Genomic DNA, 20,985 nt, shown 5'->3' on the forward strand with positions numbered 1-20,985 from the left:
TGAATGGGACCCCTCGGTCAATGAGTACAGGGCCGATCCCCCGAGGGGATCCAGGCCGGCTCGGTACGGCCCGGCGCTCGGCACGGCCCGCCGCGGTGACGCCGGACGTCACTGCTTCCGTTCCTTCTTCTTGAACATCTCCAGCATCCGCCGCGTGACGAGGAAGCCGCCGAAGACGTTGACCGCCGCGAGCGCGACGGCGAAGGTGCCCATGAACTTGCCCAGCGAGGTCTCGGTGAGCGCCGCGGCGAGCATCGCGCCGACGATGACGATGGCCGAGATCGCGTTGGTCACGGCCATCAGCGGCGTGTGCAGCGCCGGCGTCACGGTCCAGACGACGTGGTAGCCGACGTAGATCGCCAGCACGAAGATCGTCAGGTTGATCAGGGTGGGAGAAACGGCATCCATCCGGGGCTCTCCTTGCGGGCACGCGGCCCGATCGTCGTCATGCGGCCTCGCGGCCTTCCAGCAGGGGCGGCCGGTCAGGCCTGGCGCAGCACCTGTCCCTCGTGCGCGACCAGGCAGGCGGTCACGATGTCGTCGTCGGCCGGCAGCGCGAAGCCGCCTTCCTTCGTCAGCACCAGCTTGAGGAAATCGAGCACATTGCGCGCGTACAGCGACGACGCATCCGCCGCCACCAGCGAGGGCAGATTGGTCTCGCCGACCAGCGTCACGCCATGCTTGCGCACCGTCTGCCCGGGCTCGGTGAGCGGGCAGTTGCCGCCGGCCGGCGCCGCGATGTCGACGATCACCGAGCCGGGCTTCATCGCGCGGACCATGTCCTCGGTGACCAGCACCGGCGCCGGGCGGCCAGGGATCAACGCGGTGGTGATGACGACATCGGCCTGCGCGACGCGCTTGGCGACCTCGATCTGCTGGCGCTGCAGCCAGCTCGGCGGCATCGGGCGGGCGTAGCCGCCGACACCCTCAGCGGCCTGGCGCTCCTCGTCGGTCTCGTAGGGCACCTCGATGAACTTGGCGCCGAGGGACTCGACCTGCTCCTTGACGGACGGCCGGACATCGGAGGCCTCGATGACCGCGCCCAGCCGCTTGGCCGTGGCGATCGCCTGCAGGCCGGCGACACCGACGCCGAGCACGACGACGCGCGCCGCCTTGATCGTGCCGGCGGCGGTCATCAGCATCGGGAACAGCCGCTGGTAATGAAAGGCGCCCAGCATCACCGCCTTGTAGCCGGCGAGGTTGGCCTGGCTGGAGAGCACGTCCATGCTCTGCGCTCGGGTGGTGCGAGGCGCGGCCTCGAGCGCGAAGGCGGTGAGCCGCGCATCGGCCAGGCGCTGCAGGCCGTCGCGGTCGAAGGGATTCAGCATGCCGGCCAGCACGGCGCCCGGCTTGAAGAGCGCCAACTCGCCAGCGTCCGGCGACCGGACCTTCAACACCAGCTCGCAGCCGAAGGCGGACGCGCGGTCCACGATGTCGGCCCCGGCGGCGGCGTAGGCCTCGTCGGTCACGCTGGCGTCGAGGCCCGCGCCTTGCTGAACGCGCAGCGTGTGCCCCTGCGCGATGAGCTTCTTGACGGTCTCCGGCGTCGCGGCCACGCGCGCCTCCCCCGCCGCGGTTTCCTGCGGCACACCGATCAGCATCTGGAATCCCTCCATCCTGAATCAGGGTCCGGGCGAGCTTAACCGGGGGACCGCCCAGGGCGTGCCTCGCCCGCGACTGGGGTTTTCACCAGCACATCTCCGTGAGCAAAGTGGGGGCAAACCTGTTTCGAATGGTGAACTACAGTCCTCCAAGGGGGTCAAAGCAGCGTTAAATGACGACCGAAAGGAGTCAGACCATGACAAAGAAGATTCTCCTCAGCAGTGCGTTGGCGTTGGCCGCCCTGATGCCGATGGCATCCCGGGCCGCCGATGTGGGGGTCTCGGTGACCATTGGCGAACCGGGTTTCTATGGACAGATCGACATCGGCAACGTGCGCCCGCAGGTGGTGTACGAACGGCCGGTGCTGGTGACCCGCGTGCCGTCGCCGGCGCCAGCGGTCTACCTGCGTGTGCCGCCGGGCCATGAGAAGAACTGGGCCAAGCATTGCGCGCGCTACAACGCCTGCGGCCGGCCGGTCTACTTCGTCCGGGACGAGTGGTACCGCGACGTGTATGCCCCGCAGTACCGCCGCGACCACAGCGAATACCGCTGGCGCGACGACGGCCGCCGCGACTGGCGTGACGACGACCGCGGGCGCGGGAACGGCGGTGGCGGAGAAAAGGGCCACGGCCATGGCCGCGGGCACGACAAGGACAAGGGCAAGGATCGGTGACGATTCGCTTGAGTTCCTGAACGCAGAAACGAAAAACCCGGCCAAGGCCGGGTTTTTTATTTACCGCTGCGTCACCCCACCAAGACGCCACCGGAGTACATCACCGAAATCTCTCCGAAGTAGCTGTTACCGACAACCAAATGCAAGTCCCTATTTGTAGCAAGTTGCCCGTCATAACTCACACTCACATCCCTGCCGCCGACACCGGTTGTGATCCGAATGTAGTCAGAAATTTGTTTACCGGCGTCGATTTCAAAGAGCCCGCGTAGATCAACCATGTCACCTTGGTCAGCACGATAGTTGCGCAAAGATGAAAACCCATTCTTCGCTATGCTCACAACAAACCGATCAGCGCCGGCCGTTCCCTTCGTTTCGAACGTGTAGCCCTCGCCAATATTGGCCTCCACAGTCTGGCGCTGGAACGTGAATTCGTAAGTGCGGATGGAACTTTCGCTGCCGTTAGGGAACGGTTCGGAGCCATCCGTGGTGAACTGCTGCACCTTCACCGACTTGACGCCCTCATCGAAGCCGAATTCGCTGGCGGCGATTTCGTTGGTCGCGCTGCCGGCTTTCCATGTGGCACCTCCATCGAGACTGTATTTCCAGCTCGTGCCGGCCGCCAGATCGCCGATAGTGAGGGTGGAAATATTGGTGATGCCATCCGTTGACGAAACGCCCGCATCTGACTTCAAGGTGATGGAGGGGCCGCTGGTCATTAGGAGAAATTGAAACTCGTTAGCCTCTCCAATATTTCCGGCCGCATCAATTTGACGAACGAGGGCGGTGCGAGGACCATTGTTTCCGACCACCGCGTCAGAACGCAATATTTCATCGACCCAGGTTTTTCCGCCGTCGAGACTAAAACTCGCCATGCCTTCAAAGCCATAGCTGACCGTACCAACGGATGAGCCGGCGATGAAACTAGCTTCGTCTAGTGCGGGAGCCCTATCGGGCTGAAGCTTGTCGGGCGCCTGTGTGTCCAACTCAAATTCAAAGATCCTCGTCTCGCCATCAATGCCGGCCGGGTCAATTTGCTGTAAGTGCACGCGCCGAACGCCGTTTTTCCCGTCGAACTCCGCAGGTGCAATGTATCCATCTGAAGCGCCGACCCTCCACTCCCCGCCGTCAATGCTATAGCGCCAAGAGAAACCCTCGCTTATTCCGCTGACCCTGAGCGTGGCATCGCTGGTGATACCGTCACTCTTCGTCTGCTTCCAAAAATTTCCGGTATCGTTGACCAACGCCGCTGTCGGTGCGGACGGTTTAACGGGCGGGACCACAGTTTCGGGATTCGGCTTCTGTTCCTCGGGTGATGGCCCGGACGGATTCGTCGGCGTTTCCGGATTGCCATCCGCATTGGAGGGCTGATCCGGTTTCGTTTGCCCCTCGGGGTTCGGCGCCGGTTCCTGAGGCTTTTGATCCCCGGGTTTGGGCTGCTCGGGCTTCGGCTGCTCGGGCTTCGGCTGGTCGGGCCTCGGCTCTTCCGGAGTCGGCGTCGGGGTGGGCCGCTCCGGCTTGGGCGGCGGGACATCGGGGTCCAGGATTCCGATCACGGGCGGCTTGAAGTCTCCCGACTTACCGCCACCACCGCCCGCCACTGCGACAGCCAGGCCCAGCGCGCCCGCGCCGATCAACGCCGCCGACGGTCCGCCCTCGATGCCCACTGTGGCCTCCGGGTCCGCTCGAACCGTTTGCGACGGCTCGCTCGCTGCGGCTTTGGAACTCATGGCGTCCGCCGCCGGCCCGTCTTGCGCCTCGGTCACCGCCTGCTCAGCGTCCTGGCCCCGATCGTCCAGATCCTCCGGACGTTTCCCCCGCATCACGGCTGGAGCGGGGACCTGTAGCGCGGCGAACTGCCGCAGTTGCTTGGAATCGGCCATGGCTGAAAGAGCTGCTGGATTGGAAAGCGGGCAGTCTCCCGAGTCGCCCGCTCGCCCGCACCAGCCTAAATCCGTCAAGTCGCCTTGGATCAATGACTCATTCGAGGGACACACCTCCCCATGAAAGGTCGCTCCTCGCCTCTATCGATCATCCAACCCCCCGACAATGCGGCCCGCATCCCACAACGAGGTGGCCTTCCCCCGCGCCCTGCCGAGGACAAGCCACCTCTTTCAGGAAGGACCATGACCGAACGATTCAAGCCCAGCGTCACCGTCGCCGCCGTGATCGAACAGGACGGCCGTTACCTGCTGGTCGAGGAGCTCACCCGCGACGGCCTGCTGCTCAACAATCCCGCCGGCCACCTGGAGCAGGCGGAGTCCGCGATCGATGCGGTCAAGCGCGAAGTCCTCGAGGAAACCGCCCGGCCGTTCACGCCGGACGCCTTCCTCGGCGTCTACATGTCGCGCTTCCTGCGCCCGGACCGCGGCGACGACGTGACCTACGTGCGCCTGGCCTTCACCGGCCGCGTCGGCGACCAGATTCCCGGCCGCCCCTTCGACGAGCCGATCCAGCGCACGCTCTGGCTGACGCTGGACGAGATCCGGGCCAGTCGGGACCGCCATCGCAGCCCGCTGATCCTGCAGTGCATCGAGGACCATGCCGCCGGCCGTCGGCTGCCGCTGGAAGCCGTCGCGGCCCATCCGTCGCTGTACGCGCCGCGCGCCTGGCCGCATTGACCGGCGCGCGCGGCCAGCCTCAGAGCGTCATCGCGGCGCTGATCGCCTGGTCGATGTGGCGAGGCTCGCGCCGGCAGGCCTCGAGCTCATTGATCGCGCAGCGCGACAGCGTCACCAGCGACTCGCGCTGGCGCTCCCGCAGGCGTCGCGGCAAGCGGTCCATCACGCACAGGCTGCCGATGACCTCGCCGGTGGAGAGCGACAGCGGCACCGACGCATAGAAGCGCACATACGGCGCGCCCTGCACCAGCGGATGGTCGAGGAAGCGGCTGTCGTGCCAGGTGTCCGGCACCTCCTGCAGGCCGCCGTGATGCATCACGTGCGCGCACAGGCCGCGCGCCCGCGGCATCGTCCGCAAGGGCAGGCCCGAGGTGCCGATCAGCCGCAGCTGCTCGCCATCCACCAGCCCGACCGCGGCCATCGCGCCGCCGCTGATGTCGCACGCCAGATCGGCGAGTTCGTCGAAGGCCGAGTGGCCGCGCGGCGGCAGGTCCAGCGCGTCGACGGCGGCCTGCCGCGCCGGCTCGTCCGCCCGCAGCGGCGGCAGCCAGCCCTGCAGCAGGGTCAGCACCTCCCCGGTCTGGGTGCTCTTGTCGAAGAAGCCGGAAATGCCATGCTCGGCGCAGGCACGCCGCATGTCCTCGTAATAGCTGTTGCTCAGCACGATCGCCCGCGCGCCGATGCCGAGTTGCCGGATCGCCCGCAGCACGCGCAGACCGCTGCCGGGCTGCAGGGCCAGGTCCATCACCACCACGTCGGGCTGCGTCCGCGCAATCGTCTCGATCGCGGATATCTCGCAGGCAGCCTCGCCCACCACGCCGATCCGGCGTTCCCGCGCCAGCAGCGCCTGCAGCTGCGCGCGGACGGTGATGGACCCTTCGACGATGACGACGTTCATGATCGGTACTCCCCTGTTTCATTCAGTTTCGTCGGGCGCCCGGCGCCGGAGGAGTCGGCGAAAGCCGGCCCCGCTGTGCGTGGAATGGCGAACCGCTTGTCAGCCATCCCTGACACGCTCCCTCCTGGGAGGCATCGGTCGTGAACGGCGTCACGAAATCGGGGGAACCGACGTGGTCAGCGCGACGACCGGCCCCGCGCCGGACAGGTCTTGCGGACCTTTGGGACAATCGCGCCCCATGAATCCCAAGAAGCAACGCATCGTCGTCGGGCTGTCCGGCGGCGTTGATTCCGCCGTGTCCGCCTGGCTGCTGAAGCAGGCGGGCCATGAGGTCGTCGGCATCTTCATGAAGAACTGGGAAGACGACGACGACAGCGAGTACTGCTCCTCCAACATCGACTTCGTCGACGCGGCGGCGGTGGCCGACGTCATCGGCATCGAGATCGAGCACGTCAATTTCGCCGCCGAGTACAAGGACCGCGTCTTCGCCGAGTTCCTGCGCGAGTACCAGGCGGGCCGCACCCCCAACCCCGACGTGCTGTGCAATGCCGAGATCAAGTTCAAGGCCTTCCTCGACCACGCGATGCGGCTGGGCGCCGAGAAGATCGCCACCGGCCATTACGCCCGGGTGCGCGAGCAGGACGGCCAGGTGCAGCTGCTCAAGGGTCTGGACCCGCTCAAGGACCAGAGCTACTTCCTGCACCGGCTGAACCAGGCGCAGCTGCGCAAGACGATGTTCCCGGTCGGCGAGCTGCCCAAGACCGAGGTCCGCCGGCTCGCCGAGGAGATCGGGCTGCCCAATGCGAAGAAGAAGGACTCGACCGGCATCTGCTTCATCGGCGAGCGGCCCTTCCGCGAGTTCCTGAACCGCTACCTCTCCCACAAGCCCGGTCCGATCAAGGACGACCGCGGCCGCAAGCTGGGCGAGCATGTCGGGCTGTCCTTCTACACGCTGGGGCAGCGCCAGGGACTGGGCATCGGCGGCGTCAAGGAGAAGGGCGCGCCGCGCGGCGGCGGCGAACACGCGCCGTGGTTCGTCGCCCGCAAGGACCTGGACACCAACACGCTGGTGGTCGTCCAGGGTCACGACCATCCGCTGCTGCAGAGCCGCGGCCTGGTGGCGCAGGACCTCAGCTGGACCGGCCAGGCGCCGGCCTTCGGCGGCTTCGGTGCCAAGACCCGCTACCGCCAGGCCGACGCGCCCTGCGCCCTGACCCCCGGCGAGGGCAGCATCCGCCTGGACTTCCCGCAGGCGCAATGGGCGGTCACGCCCGGCCAGAGCGCGGTGCTCTACGACGGCGATGTCTGCCTGGGCGGCGGCGTCATCGCGGAGGCGATCGCGTAGACCGGCTTCCCGGTCGACCGCGAAGGCGGGCACCGCCCGGAGGGCCGTCGGGAGACGGCGCCCCGGCGGACCGGCCCGTGCGTCGCCTCTCCACCGGCAGCTCATCCCGCGATTCGGGGCACTCGTCGCATCGACGGAACCGTTCCTGCCGGTGCCCCATGACAATGCGCACCTTCCCTGCCGGACGTCGCCTGTGGCACGCTGGCGTGTTGCCGCCTCGCCTGGATGGACCCCCTTGGATCGTCTGCTCGCCCGCATCGCCCAGCCCGCCTTCGTGCTGCGCATTGCCGCGCTGGCGATCTGCCTGCTGGAGCTGGGCTCGGCGGTCTGGGGCCTGATGGGCAACCCGACCGAGCCCTACGACGGCGTGCTGGCCAGCCTCTACCGGCGCACCGGGGGCGACACCCACGACGCGCCCTTCGTGCTCACCTGCCTGGCGCTGGTGATGCTGTTCGCATGGCACTTCTGGCGGCTGGCGCGGCAGCAGCACCTGGACCTGCCGCCGGCCGACGCGCTCGCCCGCGTCCTGCTGCTCGACGTGCTGGCGCTGCTGGTCACGCCGGGGCTGCCCTTCCTGGTGACGGTGCTGGCGGCGCTCCTGCTGAACGTGCGGCGCGCCTTCAACTTCGCGCTGGCGCAGGTGGTGATCAGCGTGGCGCTGTACTGGCTGCTGCCCAGCGAGGCGCAGCGGTTCGAGCAGCTCCAGCCCGACCTGCCCTGGTGGCTGAACAGCCTGGGACTCTCGATGTCGATGGTGGCGCTGCACGGCATGGCCTTCGGGCTGGGCCGGCTGGCTGCCGCGGAGGCCGAGCGCCGGCGCTGGTTCCAGGCCATGCTGGCCGAGAAGGAATCCGGCGAGCGGCTGCAGATCGAGCAGCTGCGCTATGCCGAGCGCCTGCACATGGCGCGCGAGCTGCACGACGTGATGGGCCACCACCTGACCGCGCTCAACCTGCACCTGCAGCTGAGCGAGGCGCTGCTGCGTCGCCACGACGAGCCGGGCGCGGCGCAGGCGGTCGAGAAGGCCAAGCTGGGCGCGGCGGGCCTGCTGGCGGAGGTCCGCGCGGCGGTCTCCCGCGAACGGGAGAGCCAGCGCATCAACCTCGAAGCGGCGCTGCGCACGCTGGCTGACGGCATCGCCAGCACTCAGATCGAGCTGGCACTGGATCCGGTGGCGCAGGACCTGACGCCGCGCTGCGCGCACGCGCTGCTGCGCTGCGTGCAGGAGGCGGTGACCAACGCGGTGCGCCATGCCGGCGCGACGCGGGTGCGGGTCAGCCTGGAAGCCGTGGAGGGTGTGGAGGGCGCCGATGCCGGCGGAGCGGGTCCGTCCGCGCCAGGCGCCGCGTCCTCGGGTATCGGTCCGCAGGTGCGTGTGCGGGTTGACGACAATGGCCGCGGCACGCGCAAGCTGCGCGAGGGCAACGGCCTCAAGGGCATGCAGGAACGCATGGCCGAACTGGGCGGGACGATGCAGGTGCTGCGGCATCACCCCGGATTCCTGATCGAACTGAACTGCCCGCGGCGCGCCTGAACCGGGATCGCGCCATCCAGCAAGGAGACGACATGAGCGACAACACGATCAAGCTGCTGCTGGTGGAAGACCAGCAACTGGTGCGCGAGGGGCTGAAGGGCCTGCTGGCGCTGCACGACGACATCCGCCTGGTGGGCGAGGCGTCGGACGGCGCGGAGGCGCTGGAGCTGCTGGCGCGCGAGCAGCCGGATGTGATCCTGTCGGACATGCGGATGCCGCGGCTGGACGGGATCGGGCTGATCCGGGCGCTGGCGGCGCGGGCGCTGAAGATCCCGGTGGTGCTGCTGACCACCTTCGACGACACGGCGGCCTTCGACGAGGCGGTGCGCGCCGGCGCACGGGGCTTCCTGCTGAAGGCGATCAGCCCGGACACGCTGGTGCAGGCGCTGCGCGACGTGGTCGGCGGCTCGACGGCGCTGCGGCCGCTGCTGACCGAACGGATGGAGCGCGCCCCGGTCGAGCGCGCCTTCGCGGCGACGCCGGAACCCGAGCCGCTCAGCCCGAAGGAGCTGCAGGTGCTGCGCCTGGTGGCCAGCGGCCGCAGCAACACCGAGATCGCCGCGCTGCTGGGCAACAGCGAGGGGGTGATCAAGAACCACTGCTCCGCGGTGTTCGCGAAGATGGGTGTCCGCGACCGCACGCAGGCGGTGCTGCGCGCGATCGATCTCGGCTGGATCTGATCGCCGCCCCGTTGGCGCGGTCGATCGGGGCGTCGCGAGCGGACGTCAGGCTAGGCGGGCGGAGCGGAGGAACCGGAGCGTACTTCTGTACGTGAGGATTCCGAGCATCCGACCAACGACGCATGGCGTCGGCGCAGTAGCCCTTGCTTCAGATCCAGAGGTCGTAATCCTGGAGGGCGCGAATGCGTCGTTCCACCGACAGGAAACGCGCGGCGCCGACCTCGCCGATCGCCTTGACCACGCGCGGGTGGTACTTCTTGTAGAGCTTCTGCTCGGCGTCGACATACCCGAGGTAGCCACGCGAGAAGTACTTCGACTGCGCATTGGTCGGCTTGTCGCCGATCTGCACGAACTCCACCGACATGCGAGTGAACTGGCGGTTCAGCGAAGCCAGTTCGCGCTCGTAGGCCTCGTAGACCGGCACGAACTTCTTGGTCTGCGTCTCGTCGAGCTGCAGCGCCTTGAGGACGACGCCCTTGCGGTCGGCCCGCACCGCATCGCGCAGCGATTGCGCCTGAGCGGCATCGGGCACCGGCGCCGGGTCGGCGAAGGCAGGGAGCGCGGCGGCCAAGGACAGGCACAGCGCGGACAGCGCGGCAAACTTCTTCATCACTCTTCCCTCGTGAAAACGTCGGAACTTCGACGGCGCGCGGATTCTAGGGAGCCGGGTTTGCCCTGACCCTCGGGGACTTCACGGGGAGACAGCCGCACGCTGCTGCCGCCAGCGTTCCCGCCAGCCGGCGCGTGGCGCATCGGCCACGTGCAGCACCAGCTCGGTGCCGGCGCCTGGCGTGCTGCGCACCGACAGAGACGCCGCCATGAGCCGCGCCCGCTCGCGCATCCCGCACATGCCGTAGCGCCCACCGCGGGGCTGACGGGCCTCCCAGTCCGACGCCAGCCCGATGCCGTTGTCGCGCACCGTGAGCGTCAGCCCGTCGGCGCGGTAGTCCAGATCCAGGCCCACCTCGGTCGCCCGCGCATGGCGGTCGGCATTGGTCAGGCCCTCGCGCGCGATCAGCAGCAGTTCGTCCTCGACCGAGGCGGCCAGTGCCCGCGGCGTGCCGGTGACCCGCATCCGGAACTGGCCCGGCGGCCGGACCAGGTCCTGGCCGGCCTGCGCCAGGCGCTCCGCCAGGCGCCGGTCAGGACCACGGCCCTCGCCGCCGTCCGCGTCGTCGTCATCGCGCCAGCCGCCACGCTCGGCCGCGTCCTCATCGTCGATGCGCTGACGCAACTGGCCGACGCGATCGCGGCCTTCGGCCAGCAGCGCCTCGGCCCGGGTCAGGTCGCGCTCCATCTTGTGTCGCAGCGCCTGGTCGGTCACGCGCCGCACGCTCGCATCCAGGCCCAGCAGCAGGCCCTGGAAGCCCTGCAGCAGCGTGTCGTGCAGGTCCCGCGCGATGCGCTCCCGCTCGCGATGACGCACCTCCAGCCGCATCCGCAGCCGGGCCTGCAGCGCCCGGACCCGCAGGCGATAGCCGCCCCAGATGGCCATGACCAGCGCCAGCGCCACCGCCCAGCGGAAGGCCGGGTACTCGTGCAGTGCCGGCGCGATGCGGAAGGTCAGCACCGACGGTCGACCGCTCCACAAACCGTCGGGATTGGAGGCCAGCACCTCGAAGCGGTAGTCGCCGGGTCCGAGGTTGGCATAGGTCGCCTCGCGCTGCGTGCCGGCATCCCGCCACTCCGCGTCGACACCGATCAGCCGGAACCGGTAGCGCACCTGCTCCGCCTTGCTCAACACCCGGGCGGCATAGCGCAGCGTCAGCGCATTGGTGCCCTGAGGCAACTGCTGTCCCTGCGCGGCCGGATAGCTCTGCCCGCCGGCCATCAGCGCCTGCACGTCGACGCCGACCTCGCGGGAGTTGCGCGGGGTGCGCGCCGGATCCAGCCAGACCACGCCGAGGTTGGTCACGAACCACAACCGGCCGCGGGCGTCACGCACCGCGGTCGGCATCGCGGACGCCTGCCGGGCAATGCCGGGCAGCCCGTCCGCGGCGTCGAGCAGCTGGTAGCTCAGCGGACTGGCCGAGGCCTCGAAGAGCGCCGGCACCTCCGCCGCGGCCAGGCGCAGCAGCCCGCGACCGCCATTGAGCCAGAGGTCGCCGTCGAAGGACTCGACGATGCCCGACACCCGGCCGAAGGCCGGATCGCGCTCGATGGTGATCGTGGCGAAGCGGCCGTCCCGGCCCAGCGCGACGCCGTTCTCGCCGGCGACGACCACGCCGTGGCGCGTGTTGCGCACCGTCAGGATCCGGCCGGTGCGCAGGCCCTGCTCCGGGCCGAAACGCAGACGCCGGCCCAGGTCGTCGATGGCGGTGAGCACGCCATCGTGGCCGAGCCAGACGGTGCCGTCCGCATCCACGGCCAGCGCGCCCGGCGCCTGGCCGTCGAGCTCCGCCTCCTTGACGCGGGCGATGCCGCCGCGGGTCGCGTGGAACACCCCGACCTCATGCAGCGCGAGCCACAGCCCGCCGGCCGGATCGGCGGCCATGCCGTTGGCGGTCGCCCGCGCGCCGGCCGGCAGTGGCTGGAACCAGCGCTCCCAGCGGCCACCCGGCGGCGCGCGCCACAGCACCTCGTTGTCCCACAGCCAGACCGCCCCGTCGGTCGCCCGCACCGCCTGCGTGGCCGGTCGGCGCGCGGCCGGCCGTGGATCGATGCCGGTCTCGCGCACCGCGCCGCCAGGAGGGTCGACGCGCCAGCTGGCCGAGGAACTGGAGAGCAGCACGCCGCTGCCTTCCGGCTGCACATTGAATCCGGTCGATGCGTCGTCCTCCAGCCGCGTGACGCGTCGGATGCGGTGCTGGCGCAGGCTGCTGACGCCGACGTTGGTGCCGGCCCAGATCTCGCCGTCGTCGCTTTCCAGCAGCGGCACGGTGATGGTCGAGCCCAGGCCATCGGCGAGGGTGAACCACTGCCCGCGCGACCAGTCCAGCTGCTCCCCCGGCATCAACCGGGCCGCGTCGGCCACCCCGGTGCGGAACACGCCGCGGCCGTTGACGGTCACCCACAGCCCGCCATCACTGGCGAACAGCATCTGCTTGACCCGCGTCGCCGGCTTGCCGTCGCGCTCGGACACCACGCTGGGGGAGAAGGGCGCCGTGGCCAGACCGTCCATCCGCACCGGGGCCGGCGCCGGCGCGGTGTCCGGCAGCTGCGCCCATGAGCGCCACGACCCCGGCACGCCCAGCGGCCGCACGCCACCGCGGCCGTCCGCGATCCAGAGCCGGTCCTGCCCGTCCTGCGACATCACCGCGCCGCGGCCGAGCTGCACGCCGGTGTCCTCGAAGCGCTCGGCATGGGTGGCCAGCCGGTACAAGCGTTCGCCGGAGCTGACCCACAAGGTGCCCTGGCGATCGCGGAACAGGTATTCAGCGCCAGCCGCGGGATAGCCCTGCGCCTCGCCGACACGCTGCCAGCGCTGGCCGTCGAAACGCGCCAGGCCCTTGCCCGCCGCGGCCCACAGCGCACCGCCGGCACGCACCAGGCGCAGCACGCGGCCACCGGGCAGGCCCTGCGCCGCGCCGTAGCGGGTCACGCCGTCGTCGCGCAGTCGCAGCACGCCGCCCTCGAACAGGCCGATCCACAGCGTGCGGTCCTCGTCCACCAGCAGCGCATTGATGTTGAACGCCGGCAGCGGTTGGTCGCCGGGCCGGTAGCGCTCGAAGCGCAGGCCGTTGAAGCGGTACAGCCCCATGCCGGTGCCCAGCCACAGCACGCCCTCGCGCCCGCCACCGAGCGTCCAGACATCCGCCGGCGCGCCGTCGCGGACGTCCCAGGAGCGGAGCGAGAAATCGGGGGGGCCGTCGTTGGCAGCGGGAGCGGCGGGGCCGGGGACCTGCGCGCGGGCGAGCCCGGTCGCCAGCGCCATCGACAGCATCAGTCCGATCCACCACCTCGCCACGCGACCTCCCCCTCTCCGGCGCCATGCCGGTCGGCGACTGTGCCGACCCGGGCCGCCAGCGGTCAAGCGCGCACTGTCCCGCTCATGCGGCGGGCAGCGACCGGAGCCCGTACAGCCCCTGGGCGGCGCCGCGCGGCGGGCGCATCGGCAGCGGCACCGGATCGTCCGCCACCGGCTCGTCGTCGAGCAGCCCGCGGCGCAGCGCCTCGGTGGCGGCCTGGGTGCGGCTGCGGGCGCCCAGCTTCTGCAGCAGGGTCTTCACATGCGTCTTGACGGTGCCCGCGGCGACGCCCAGCCGCAGACCGATCGACTTGTTGTCCAGGCCCAGGCACAGCATGCGCAGGACGTCGCGCTCGCGCGGCGTGAGTTCGTCGCCGAGCCAGCCCTCGGCCACCGCACCGGCGGCCGTGCGGCAGAGGTAGCGCCGACCGGCGGCGACCGCGCGGGCGGCGTCGCGCAGTTCCTCCAGCGCGCAGGCCGCATGCACATAGCCCAGCACGCCGGCCGCCATCGCATGACGCACTCGGCCGCCGTGCGTCACCGGACTCACCACCAGCCACTTCGGCTCGGGCAGGCCGCCCGGGGCCAGGCCGGCACCGCCACGGCGCGGCGCGCCGGCCAGCGACTGCAGCGCACCCTCGTGGTCCGCGATCACCAGCCGCACCGACCTGCCGCCGGCGCCCGGGTCGTCCGCTCCCAGCGACGGGAAGCCCGGCGGCAGCCCGTCCTCCCCGGTGTCGTGGGCACGGAAGAAGGGCGCCAGCGCGACGGCGATACCGGCGCGCAGCAGCGGATTGCGATGCACGACGATCGCGTCGAGGACGGCGGGGGGACGCTCGATCAGGGACATGGACAGCTCCCAGGGGGCGGTGAGGGCGGCGGCGCGGGGGCGCCGGAAGACTGCGCCGATCATCGGAAGCGATGCTGCACCGCGATAGCCCCGGTCGAGTCGATGCCCACTACCCGAAAGGGTATCGGCCCCCTGGAACGGGGACGCCGCCAGGGGCGGCCCCTATGATCGCCGCCATGCTGCCCGCGCCCGAACCGATCCGCGTCCTGACGGTCGACGACCACCCGCTGATGCGCGAAGGCATCGCCGCGGTGCTGGGCGAGCAGCCCGACATGGCGCCGGTGGGCGAGGCCGCCGACGGCTGGCAGGGCCTGCAGGCCTTCGAGCGGCTGCGCCCCGATGTCACGCTGATGGACATCCAGATGCCGGGCATGGACGGGCTCGAGGCGCTGTCCCGGCTGCGGACGCTCAGCCCCGGCGCGCGGGTCATCGTGCTGACCACCTTCAAGGCCGATGCGCAGGCCTGGCAGGCGCTCAAGCTGGGCGCATCAGGCTATCTGCTCAAGACGCAGCTGCGCACCGAGCTGCTGGATGCGATCCGCGCGGTGCACCGCGGCCATCGCTGGATTCCCAACGAGGTGGCCCAGGAGATCGCCGCGCATGCCGGCCAGGAGCAGCTCTCCGGACGGGAGATCGACGTGCTGTCGCACATCGCACAGGGCCTGAGCAACCGCGAGATCGGCGGGCTGCTGTCCTTGTCCGAGGACACGATCAAGGCGCGGGTGAAGACGATCCTGTCCAAGCTCGATGCGCGCGACCGCACCCATGCCGTCGTGCTCGCGCTCAAGCGCGGCCTGCTGCGACTCTGAGCACCCGGCGCCGACGTCCGCAACCGGACGTCACCGCCGCCTGCCTCTGACGGGAGAGCAGCGGCTGCACCATCGGCGGCTGTCGCAGCGGAGCGCGGCTTCCTAGGATGCCCTCATCCCTCGGAGACCCTCGATGACGATCCCTTCGCCCCCCTCGGACCTCTCCCGCCGCGACGTGCTCGCGCTGGGCGGCCAGCTGGCGCTCGCCGCGGCGCTGCCGCTGGCGCTGGCCGGCGGCGCCGAGGCCGCGGCCTCTTCTTCCTCCACCTCTTCCACACCCCCTCTACCCGGAGCCCCCATGAGCTACGTCACCACCAAGGACGGTACCCAGATCTTCTACAAGGACTGGGGCAGCGGCAAACCCGTCGTCTTCTCCCACGGCTGGCCGCTGAGCAGCGACGCCTGGGAAGACCAGATGCTCTTCCTCGGCCAGAACGGCTTCCGCGTCATCGCCCACGACCGCCGCGGCCACGGCCGCTCCAGCCAGAGCTGGAACGGCAACGACATGGACACCTACGCGGACGACCTGGCCGCGGTGCTCGACAAGCTCGACATCAAGGACGCGATGCTGGTCGGCCACTCCACCGGCGGTGGCGAGGTCACCCGCTACGTGGGCCGCCACGGCGTCAAGCGCGTGTCCAAGGTCGTGCTGGTCGGCGCGGTGCCGCCGACGATGATGAAGTCCGCCGCCTATCCGAACGGCCTGCCCAAGGATGTCTTCGACGGCATCCGCGCCGGTGTCCAGAAGGACCGCTCGCAGTTCTACAAGGACCTGACGACGCCGTTCTTCGGCGCCAACCGCCCGAACGCGCAGGTCTCTCAAGGCATGCGCGACAGCTTCTGGCTGCAAGGCATGCAAGGCTCGCTGAAGTCCCAGTTCGACTGCATCAAGCAGTTCTCCGAGACCGATTTCACCGAGGACCTGAAGAAGATCACCGTCCCGACGCTGATCATCCACGGCGATGACGACCAGATCGTGCCCATCGGCAACTCCGCCGAGCTGTCGGTGAAGCTGGCGCCCAAGGCGACGCTGAAGGTCTACAAGGGCGGCAGCCATGGCCTGGCCGCCACCAGCAAGGACCAGCTGAACGCCGACCTGCTGGCCTTCGCGAAGTCCTGACGCGCCCGCGCGGCCTGCCCCGCCGTCGCGGGCGGGCCGTGACGCCGCGCCCTTCAACGCTCCCTCCAGAGGTCCGCGCCGCCCACCACCGCCCGGACCTTCCCTTTCTCGTTCCTCCAGGAGATCCTCATGAGCAAGCTCGCCAAGGCCGTTCCCGGCGCCAAGTTGCTGAACCCGAAGGACCACACGCTGGTCATGATCGACTTCCAGTCGCAGATGGCCTTCGCCACGCACTCGATCGACGCCAACAACCTGCGAACCAACGCCTCGCTGGTCGCTCAGGCGGCCGCCGGCTTCGGCGTGTCCACCATCCTGACCACGGTCGCCGAGAAGAGCTTCTCCGGCCCGATGTTCGACGAGGTCACCGCGCCCTTCCCCGGCAAGAAGATGCTGGACCGCACCTCGATGAACACCTGGGAAGACGTGGCGGTGATCGAGGAGATCAACCGCATCGGCAAGGACCGCATCGTGCTGGCCGGCCTCTGGACCAGCGTCTGCATCGTCGGTCCGGCGCTGTCCGCGATCGACCAGGGCTTCGAGGTCTACGTGATCACCGACGCCTGCGGCGACGTCTCGCTGGAGGCGCACAACCGCGCCGTCGAGCGCATGGTGCAGGCCGGCGCGCAGCCGATCACCTCGCTGCAGTACCTGCTCGAGCTGCAGCGCGACTGGGCCCGTGGCGAGACCTACGACATGACCACCGGCATCGCGAAGAAGGTCGGCGGCGCCTACGGCATCGGCATCAACTACGCCAAGACGATGTTCAACGCCCACGAGGGCTGAGGCTCGACGGCAGCGCAAAGGCGGCTCTCATGAATGCATATGTGTTGTCGGCCGCCGTGGGCCTGCTCGTCGGCGTGATCTACGGTCTGCTCAACGTGCGATCGCCGGCGCCGCCGGTGATCGCGCTGGTGGGCCTGCTGGGCATCCTCGCCGGGGAGCAGATCCCGCCGCTGGTGCGCCACTGGCTGCAGCGCGATCCGGCGCAGGTCAGCTGGGTGGACCAGAAGCTGCGCCCGCACATGTTCGGGCACATGCCCGGATGCGAGAAGACGAAGACCGCGGCGGCCCCCGGTGCGGCCCCGGCGGCGAACGCGGAGTCCCACGATGCCTGACACCTCCCTCTCCAGCACCGCGGGCGTGACGCCCGATCTGGTGCTGTTCAACGGCCGCTTCACCACGCTGGACCGCGCGCGGCCGAGCGCCGAGGCGGTCGCCGTCAAGGACGGGCGCTTCCTCAGCGTCGGCGGCAACCAGGAGATCCTGGCGCTGGCCGGCGCCGCGACGCGCCGCATCGACCTGAAAGGCCACGGCGTGCTGCCGGGCCTCATCGACAACCACCTGCACATCATCCGCGGCGGCCTGAACTTCAACATGGAGTTGCGCTGGGACGGTGTGCGCAGCCTGGCCGACGCGATGGCCATGCTGAAGGCGCAGGTCGACATCACGCCCGCGCCGCAATGGGTGCGGGTGGTGGGCGGCTTCACCGAGCACCAGTTCCACGAGAAGCGCCTGCCCACGACCGACGAGCTCAATGCCGTCGCGCCGGACACGCCGGTCTTCATCCTGCACCTCTACGACCGCGCGCTGCTGAACGGCGCGGCGTTGCGGGCCGTCGGCTACACCCGCGAGACGCCCGAGCCGCCCGGCGGCCAGATCCTGCGCGACGCCGCCGGCAACCCGACCGGCCTGCTGCTGGCCAAGCCCAACGCATCCATCCTGTACGCGACGCTGGCCAAGGGGCCCAAGCTCCCGCCCGAATACCAGCTCAACAGCACGCGCCACTTCATGCGCGAGCTCAACCGGCTGGGCGTCACCGGCGCGATCGATGCCGGCGGCGGCTTCCAGAACTATCCCGAGGACTACCAGGTCATCCAGCAGCTGTCCGACGCCGGCCAGCTGACGATCCGCCTGGCCTACAACCTGTTCACCCAGAAGGCGGGGCAGGAGAAGGAGGACTTCCTCAACTGGGCGAAGTCGGTCCCCTACAAGCAGGGCAACGACTACTTCCGCCACAACGGCGCCGGCGAGATGCTGGTGTTCTCGGCGGCGGACTTCGAGGACTTCCGCCAGCCGCGCCCGGACATGCCCGGGCAGATGGAAGGCGAGCTCGAGGAGGTGGTGCGCATCCTGGTGCAGAACCGCTGGCCGTGGCGCATGCACGCGACCTACGACGAGACGATCTCGCGCGCGCTGGACGTCTTCGAGAAAGTGCATCGGGACACGCCGATCGACGGGCTGAACTGGTTCTTCGATCATGCGGAGACGATCTCGACGCGCTCGATGGACCGCATCGCCGCGCTCGGCGGTGGCGTGGCCGTGCAGCACCGCATGGCTTACCAGGGCGAGTACTTCGTCGAGCGCTACGGCGCGCGTGCCGCCGAGGCGACGCCGCCGGTGGCCGAGATGCTGCGCCGGGGCATGAAGGTCTCGGCCGGCACCGACGCGACGCGGGTCGCCTCCTACAACCCGTGGGTGTCGCTGTCCTGGCTGATCACCGGCCGCACCGTCGGCGGCCTGCAGATCACGCCGCAGCGCAACTGCCTGGACCGCGAGGCGGCGCTGCGCATGTGGACGGAGAACGTCACCTGGTTCTCCAACGAGCAAGGCAACAAGGGCCTGATCGCCGCCGGCCAATTGGCCGACCTCGTCGTGCCGGACCGCGACTTCTTCGGCTGCCCGGAATCGGACATCGCCGACACCAGCGCGCTGCTGACGATGGTCGGCGGCAAGGTCGTGTGGGGCGCCGGCGATTTCGCGTCGCTGGATGAATCGGCGCCGCCGCCGGCGATGCCGGACTGGTCGCCGGTGCGTCGCTATGGCGGCTACGGCGCCTGGGGCGCGGAAGGCCGGCCGATGCAGGCGGCGATGCGACGCGTGGCCTGTTGCGACACCGCCTGCGGCGTCCACGGCCATGCGCATGCGAACGCCTGGGCGTCGGAGGTGCCGGCCTCGGACCTGAAGGGCTTCTGGGGCGCGCTGGGATGCGCATGCTGGGCGGTCTGATGCGGGACCTCAAGACACCCGCCGCCGAGTGGCGGTGCGCCGGACTCCGGCGCCACCGGCAGAACCAGGAGGACCGACGATGAGCGAATACCGATCCACCCGCCTGTTCTCCCCCGCCGCGCCGCGCTGGGTGGAGACGGTGCTGCAGTGGCCCACCTTCGGGGTGATCCTGCGGCTGTGCCTGGCGTCGGCCTACCTGATCGGCGGGATCGACAAGGCGATGGACTTTCCCGGCGCGGTCGCGGAGCAGGCGCATTTCGGCCTTCAGCCGGCGGTGCTGTGGGCGGTGCTGGCGATCGCGGTGGAGCTGATCGGTGCGGTGTTGCTGATCCTGAACCGCTGGGTGTGGCTGGCGGCCGGCGCGCTGGGCGTGCTGACGCTGGTGGCGATGCTGGTGGCCAATGATTTCTGGCACCTCAGCGGACAGGCGCGCTTCATGGCGAAGAACGCCTTCTTCGAACACCTGGGCCTGATCGCCGGGCTGGCCTGCGCGGCCCGGATCTCGGTGCTGGAAAGGAAGGTGCTGGCATGACCGGCGTGAAGCGCTTGCTGGCGGCCAGCCTGACGCTGGGCTTCATCGGCGGGTATGTGGACACGGTGGGCTTCGTGGCGCTGTTCGGCCTGTTCACCGCGCACGTGACCGGGAACTTCGTGCTGATCGGCGCGGAGTTGAGCCGCTCCAGCGGCGGCAGCGTGTTGCTGAAGCTGCTGGTGTTCCCGACCTTTGTGCTCTCGGTGGCGCTGGCGCGGATGGTGGCCTTGCGCTGCGAGCGGACGAAGACGGTGGCGAGCCGGCCCTTGCTGGTGATGCAGGCGGCGCTGCTGGTGGTGGCGCTGGCCTGCAGCGTGCCGGCGGGCGCCGCGCTGGCCCCGGATGCGCCGTGGGCGATGGCCACCGGCCTGTTCATCACGGCGGCGATGGGCGTGCAGAACGCCGCGGGCCGCCTGGCCTGGCCGGCGCTGACGCCGACGACGGTGATGACGGGCAATGTGACGCAGGTGGTCATCGACGGCGTGGATCTGCTGCGCGGCGCGGCCGGCCCGGACGTGCGCGAGCGGCTGGGCCGCTTCATCTGGCCGGTGGCGGCCTTCGCGCTGGGCGCGCTGACCGGCGCATTCGCTTATGTGGCGTGGAAGTTCTGGGCGCTGTTGTTGCCGCTGGCGATGCTGGCCGGTCTGGTGGTGATGGATGTGAGGGCGGATCGCAAGGGTTGAGGCGGGCCGCGGCCGTCAGAATGGCGCCTCGACGATTCCTTGAGGACGACACGATGACGCGAGACCGGGCCCTGACCGACGCCGCCCGCCAACTGGGCCACGACTTCGACGGCGAGATCAAGTCCGGGGGCAATTACCTGCCGCTGGTCCGCGACGGCCACACGATCTACCTGAGCGGCCAGGTGCCGCGCGTGGGCGGCACGGTGGTGGTCACTGGCCGCGTCGGCGCGGACGTCGACCTGGCCGGCGCGCAACTCGGCGCGAAGATCTGCGTGATGCGCGCGCTGGTGCTGCTGCAACGATCGCTGGGATCGCTCGATGCGGTGAGGCAGGTCCTGCGGATGAATGTCTTCGTGCAATGCAGCGAGACGTTCACCCAGCACAGCGAAGTGGCCGATGCCGCGTCCGACCTGCTGGTGCAGATCCTGGGGCCGCACGGCGCGCATGCGCGGACCTCGGTGGGGGTGCTGGCACTGCCGAAAAACGCGAGCGTGGAGCTCGACCTGACGGTGTCTGTGCAGGCCTGAGCCCGCAGCAGCAGCGCGGGCAACTCTCCAAACCCTTGCAGCGCCAAAGAAAAAGCCCGCGACGCGGGGCGTGGCGGGCTGAGAGCAGATCGGCCGGGTGCCGAAGCGGCCCGGGTCGACCCGAATGTCCGGTCAGAACGGAATATCGTCATCCATGTCGTCGAAGCCGGTCGCGGGCTTCGGCGCGGGGGCCGGGGCGCG

General features: G+C 69.7%; 20 protein-coding genes. 13 read left to right on the forward strand and 7 right to left on the reverse strand.

Annotated elements, in window-relative coordinates; genetic code table 11:
- Positions 1-108 precede the first annotated feature (108 nt).
- The gene (locus tag CS062_RS02885; RefSeq protein ID WP_099859953.1) at positions 109-408 is read right to left on the reverse strand and encodes an NAD(P) transhydrogenase subunit alpha part 2; all 300 of its coding nucleotides are present in this window, start codon (positions 406-408) and stop codon (positions 109-111) included.
- Positions 409-482: 74 nt separating this feature from the next.
- Positions 483-1,601 (reverse strand): Re/Si-specific NAD(P)(+) transhydrogenase subunit alpha, encoded by a 1,119-nt coding sequence (locus CS062_RS02890; RefSeq protein ID WP_099859954.1) that lies wholly within the window; start codon positions 1,599-1,601, stop codon positions 483-485.
- Between the two features lie 197 nt (positions 1,602-1,798).
- Between CS062_RS02890 and CS062_RS02895 the strand changes: the two genes are divergently transcribed.
- Positions 1,799-2,275 carry a hypothetical protein gene (locus tag CS062_RS02895; RefSeq protein WP_099859955.1) on the forward strand — a complete coding sequence of 159 codons (477 nt, stop codon included), beginning with the start codon at positions 1,799-1,801 and terminating at the stop codon, positions 2,273-2,275.
- 71 nt (positions 2,276-2,346) lie between these two features.
- On the opposite strand, the gene CS062_RS25705 is transcribed toward CS062_RS02895, so the two are convergent.
- Entirely contained in the window at positions 2,347-4,155 is a 1,809-nt protein-coding gene (locus tag CS062_RS25705; RefSeq protein WP_143742235.1) for a hypothetical protein, read from the reverse strand.
- Between the two features lie 243 nt (positions 4,156-4,398).
- On the opposite strand from CS062_RS25705, the gene CS062_RS02910 reads away from it, so the two are divergent.
- Positions 4,399-4,893 (forward strand): NUDIX hydrolase, encoded by a 495-nt coding sequence (locus CS062_RS02910; protein ID WP_091730456.1) that lies wholly within the window; start codon positions 4,399-4,401, stop codon positions 4,891-4,893.
- A 19-nt stretch (positions 4,894-4,912) separates the two neighbouring features.
- Here CS062_RS02910 and CS062_RS02915 read toward each other — a convergent pair whose 3' ends face one another.
- Positions 4,913-5,791, reverse strand: coding sequence for a response regulator (locus CS062_RS02915; protein ID WP_099859958.1), 879 nt, complete (start codon positions 5,789-5,791; stop codon positions 4,913-4,915).
- A gap of 238 nt (positions 5,792-6,029) precedes the next feature.
- Between CS062_RS02915 and mnmA the strand changes: the two genes are divergently transcribed.
- The 3 genes from mnmA (at position 6,030) to CS062_RS02930 (ending at position 9,350) form a co-directional block, all read left to right on the forward strand.
- Entirely contained in the window at positions 6,030-7,136 is a 1,107-nt protein-coding gene (mnmA, locus tag CS062_RS02920; protein WP_099859959.1) for a tRNA 2-thiouridine(34) synthase MnmA, read from the forward strand.
- Positions 7,137-7,371: 235 nt separating this feature from the next.
- Positions 7,372-8,670, forward strand: coding sequence for a histidine kinase (locus CS062_RS02925; RefSeq protein ID WP_158238649.1), 1,299 nt, complete (start codon positions 7,372-7,374; stop codon positions 8,668-8,670).
- A 32-nt stretch (positions 8,671-8,702) separates the two neighbouring features.
- A complete protein-coding gene (locus CS062_RS02930) occupies positions 8,703-9,350 on the forward strand; it encodes a response regulator (protein ID WP_099859961.1) in 648 nt (215 codons plus the stop codon).
- A gap of 148 nt (positions 9,351-9,498) precedes the next feature.
- Here the strand turns inward: CS062_RS02930 and CS062_RS02935 are convergent, their stop codons facing one another.
- The 3 genes from CS062_RS02935 to CS062_RS02945 all read right to left on the reverse strand — a co-directional run bounded on the left by CS062_RS02935 (position 9,499) and on the right by CS062_RS02945 (position 14,107).
- On the reverse strand, positions 9,499-9,960 hold the full coding sequence (locus tag CS062_RS02935; RefSeq protein WP_099859962.1) for a hypothetical protein: 462 nt from the start codon (positions 9,958-9,960) through the stop codon (positions 9,499-9,501).
- Between the two features lie 81 nt (positions 9,961-10,041).
- Positions 10,042-13,233, reverse strand: coding sequence for a sensor histidine kinase (locus tag CS062_RS02940; RefSeq protein WP_099859963.1), 3,192 nt, complete (start codon positions 13,231-13,233; stop codon positions 10,042-10,044).
- Positions 13,234-13,339: 106 nt separating this feature from the next.
- Positions 13,340-14,107, reverse strand: coding sequence for a response regulator transcription factor (locus CS062_RS02945; RefSeq protein WP_158238650.1), 768 nt, complete (start codon positions 14,105-14,107; stop codon positions 13,340-13,342).
- Between the two features lie 176 nt (positions 14,108-14,283).
- Between CS062_RS02945 and CS062_RS02950 the strand changes: the two genes are divergently transcribed.
- The 8 genes from CS062_RS02950 (at position 14,284) to CS062_RS02985 (ending at position 20,784) form a co-directional block, all read left to right on the forward strand.
- Positions 14,284-14,916, forward strand: coding sequence for a response regulator (locus tag CS062_RS02950; RefSeq protein WP_099859984.1), 633 nt, complete (start codon positions 14,284-14,286; stop codon positions 14,914-14,916).
- A gap of 133 nt (positions 14,917-15,049) precedes the next feature.
- Complete coding sequence (locus CS062_RS02955; RefSeq protein ID WP_099859965.1) at positions 15,050-16,036, forward strand: alpha/beta fold hydrolase; 987 nt, start codon at positions 15,050-15,052, stop codon at positions 16,034-16,036.
- Positions 16,037-16,165: 129 nt separating this feature from the next.
- On the forward strand, positions 16,166-16,819 hold the full coding sequence (locus CS062_RS02960) for a hydrolase (RefSeq protein WP_099859966.1): 654 nt from the start codon (positions 16,166-16,168) through the stop codon (positions 16,817-16,819).
- Positions 16,820-16,848: 29 nt separating this feature from the next.
- A complete protein-coding gene (locus CS062_RS02965) occupies positions 16,849-17,151 on the forward strand; it encodes a XapX domain-containing protein (RefSeq protein WP_099859967.1) in 303 nt (100 codons plus the stop codon).
- Entirely contained in the window at positions 17,144-19,042 is a 1,899-nt protein-coding gene (locus tag CS062_RS02970) for an amidohydrolase (protein WP_099859968.1), read from the forward strand. The genes CS062_RS02965 and CS062_RS02970 overlap by 8 nt, the downstream gene beginning before the upstream one ends.
- Positions 19,043-19,121: 79 nt before the next feature.
- Entirely contained in the window at positions 19,122-19,574 is a 453-nt protein-coding gene (locus CS062_RS02975; protein WP_099859969.1) for a DoxX family protein, read from the forward strand.
- Positions 19,571-20,257 carry a YoaK family protein gene (locus CS062_RS02980; protein ID WP_099859970.1) on the forward strand — a complete coding sequence of 229 codons (687 nt, stop codon included), beginning with the start codon at positions 19,571-19,573 and terminating at the stop codon, positions 20,255-20,257. The genes CS062_RS02975 and CS062_RS02980 overlap by 4 nt, the downstream gene beginning before the upstream one ends.
- Before the next feature lie 53 nt (positions 20,258-20,310).
- Positions 20,311-20,784: a RidA family protein gene (locus tag CS062_RS02985; protein ID WP_099859971.1), complete on the forward strand. Its 474-nt coding sequence runs from the start codon at positions 20,311-20,313 to the stop codon at positions 20,782-20,784.
- Positions 20,785-20,985 lie beyond the last annotated feature (201 nt).

The organism is Roseateles chitinivorans, from assembly GCF_002761755.1.
Classification (GTDB): Bacteria; Pseudomonadota; Gammaproteobacteria; order Burkholderiales; family Burkholderiaceae_C; genus Roseateles; species Roseateles chitinivorans.

Coding starts and splice junctions, on each gene's coding strand:
- mnmA (WP_099859959.1), top strand. CDS start 6,030: ATGAATCCCAAGAAGCAACGCATCGTCGTCGGGCTGTCCGGCGGCGTT.
- CS062_RS02930 (WP_099859961.1), top strand. CDS start 8,703: ATGAGCGACAACACGATCAAGCTGCTGCTGGTGGAAGACCAGCAACTG.
- CS062_RS02960 (WP_099859966.1), top strand. CDS start 16,166: ATGAGCAAGCTCGCCAAGGCCGTTCCCGGCGCCAAGTTGCTGAACCCG.
- CS062_RS02895 (WP_099859955.1), top strand. CDS start 1,799: ATGACAAAGAAGATTCTCCTCAGCAGTGCGTTGGCGTTGGCCGCCCTG.
- CS062_RS02965 (WP_099859967.1), top strand. CDS start 16,849: ATGAATGCATATGTGTTGTCGGCCGCCGTGGGCCTGCTCGTCGGCGTG.
- CS062_RS02970 (WP_099859968.1), top strand. CDS start 17,144: ATGCCTGACACCTCCCTCTCCAGCACCGCGGGCGTGACGCCCGATCTG.
- CS062_RS02910 (WP_091730456.1), top strand. CDS start 4,399: ATGACCGAACGATTCAAGCCCAGCGTCACCGTCGCCGCCGTGATCGAA.
- CS062_RS02945 (WP_158238650.1), bottom strand. CDS start 14,107: ATGTCCCTGATCGAGCGTCCCCCCGCCGTCCTCGACGCGATCGTCGTG.
- CS062_RS02885 (WP_099859953.1), bottom strand. CDS start 408: ATGGATGCCGTTTCTCCCACCCTGATCAACCTGACGATCTTCGTGCTG.
- CS062_RS02985 (WP_099859971.1), top strand. CDS start 20,311: ATGACGCGAGACCGGGCCCTGACCGACGCCGCCCGCCAACTGGGCCAC.
- CS062_RS02940 (WP_099859963.1), bottom strand. CDS start 13,233: ATGCTGTCGATGGCGCTGGCGACCGGGCTCGCCCGCGCGCAGGTCCCC.
- CS062_RS02975 (WP_099859969.1), top strand. CDS start 19,122: ATGAGCGAATACCGATCCACCCGCCTGTTCTCCCCCGCCGCGCCGCGC.
- CS062_RS02955 (WP_099859965.1), top strand. CDS start 15,050: ATGACGATCCCTTCGCCCCCCTCGGACCTCTCCCGCCGCGACGTGCTC.
- CS062_RS02890 (WP_099859954.1), bottom strand. CDS start 1,601: ATGCTGATCGGTGTGCCGCAGGAAACCGCGGCGGGGGAGGCGCGCGTG.
- CS062_RS02950 (WP_099859984.1), top strand. CDS start 14,284: ATGCTGCCCGCGCCCGAACCGATCCGCGTCCTGACGGTCGACGACCAC.
- CS062_RS02915 (WP_099859958.1), bottom strand. CDS start 5,791: ATGAACGTCGTCATCGTCGAAGGGTCCATCACCGTCCGCGCGCAGCTG.
- CS062_RS02935 (WP_099859962.1), bottom strand. CDS start 9,960: ATGAAGAAGTTTGCCGCGCTGTCCGCGCTGTGCCTGTCCTTGGCCGCC.
- CS062_RS02980 (WP_099859970.1), top strand. CDS start 19,571: ATGACCGGCGTGAAGCGCTTGCTGGCGGCCAGCCTGACGCTGGGCTTC.
- CS062_RS25705 (WP_143742235.1), bottom strand. CDS start 4,155: ATGGCCGATTCCAAGCAACTGCGGCAGTTCGCCGCGCTACAGGTCCCC.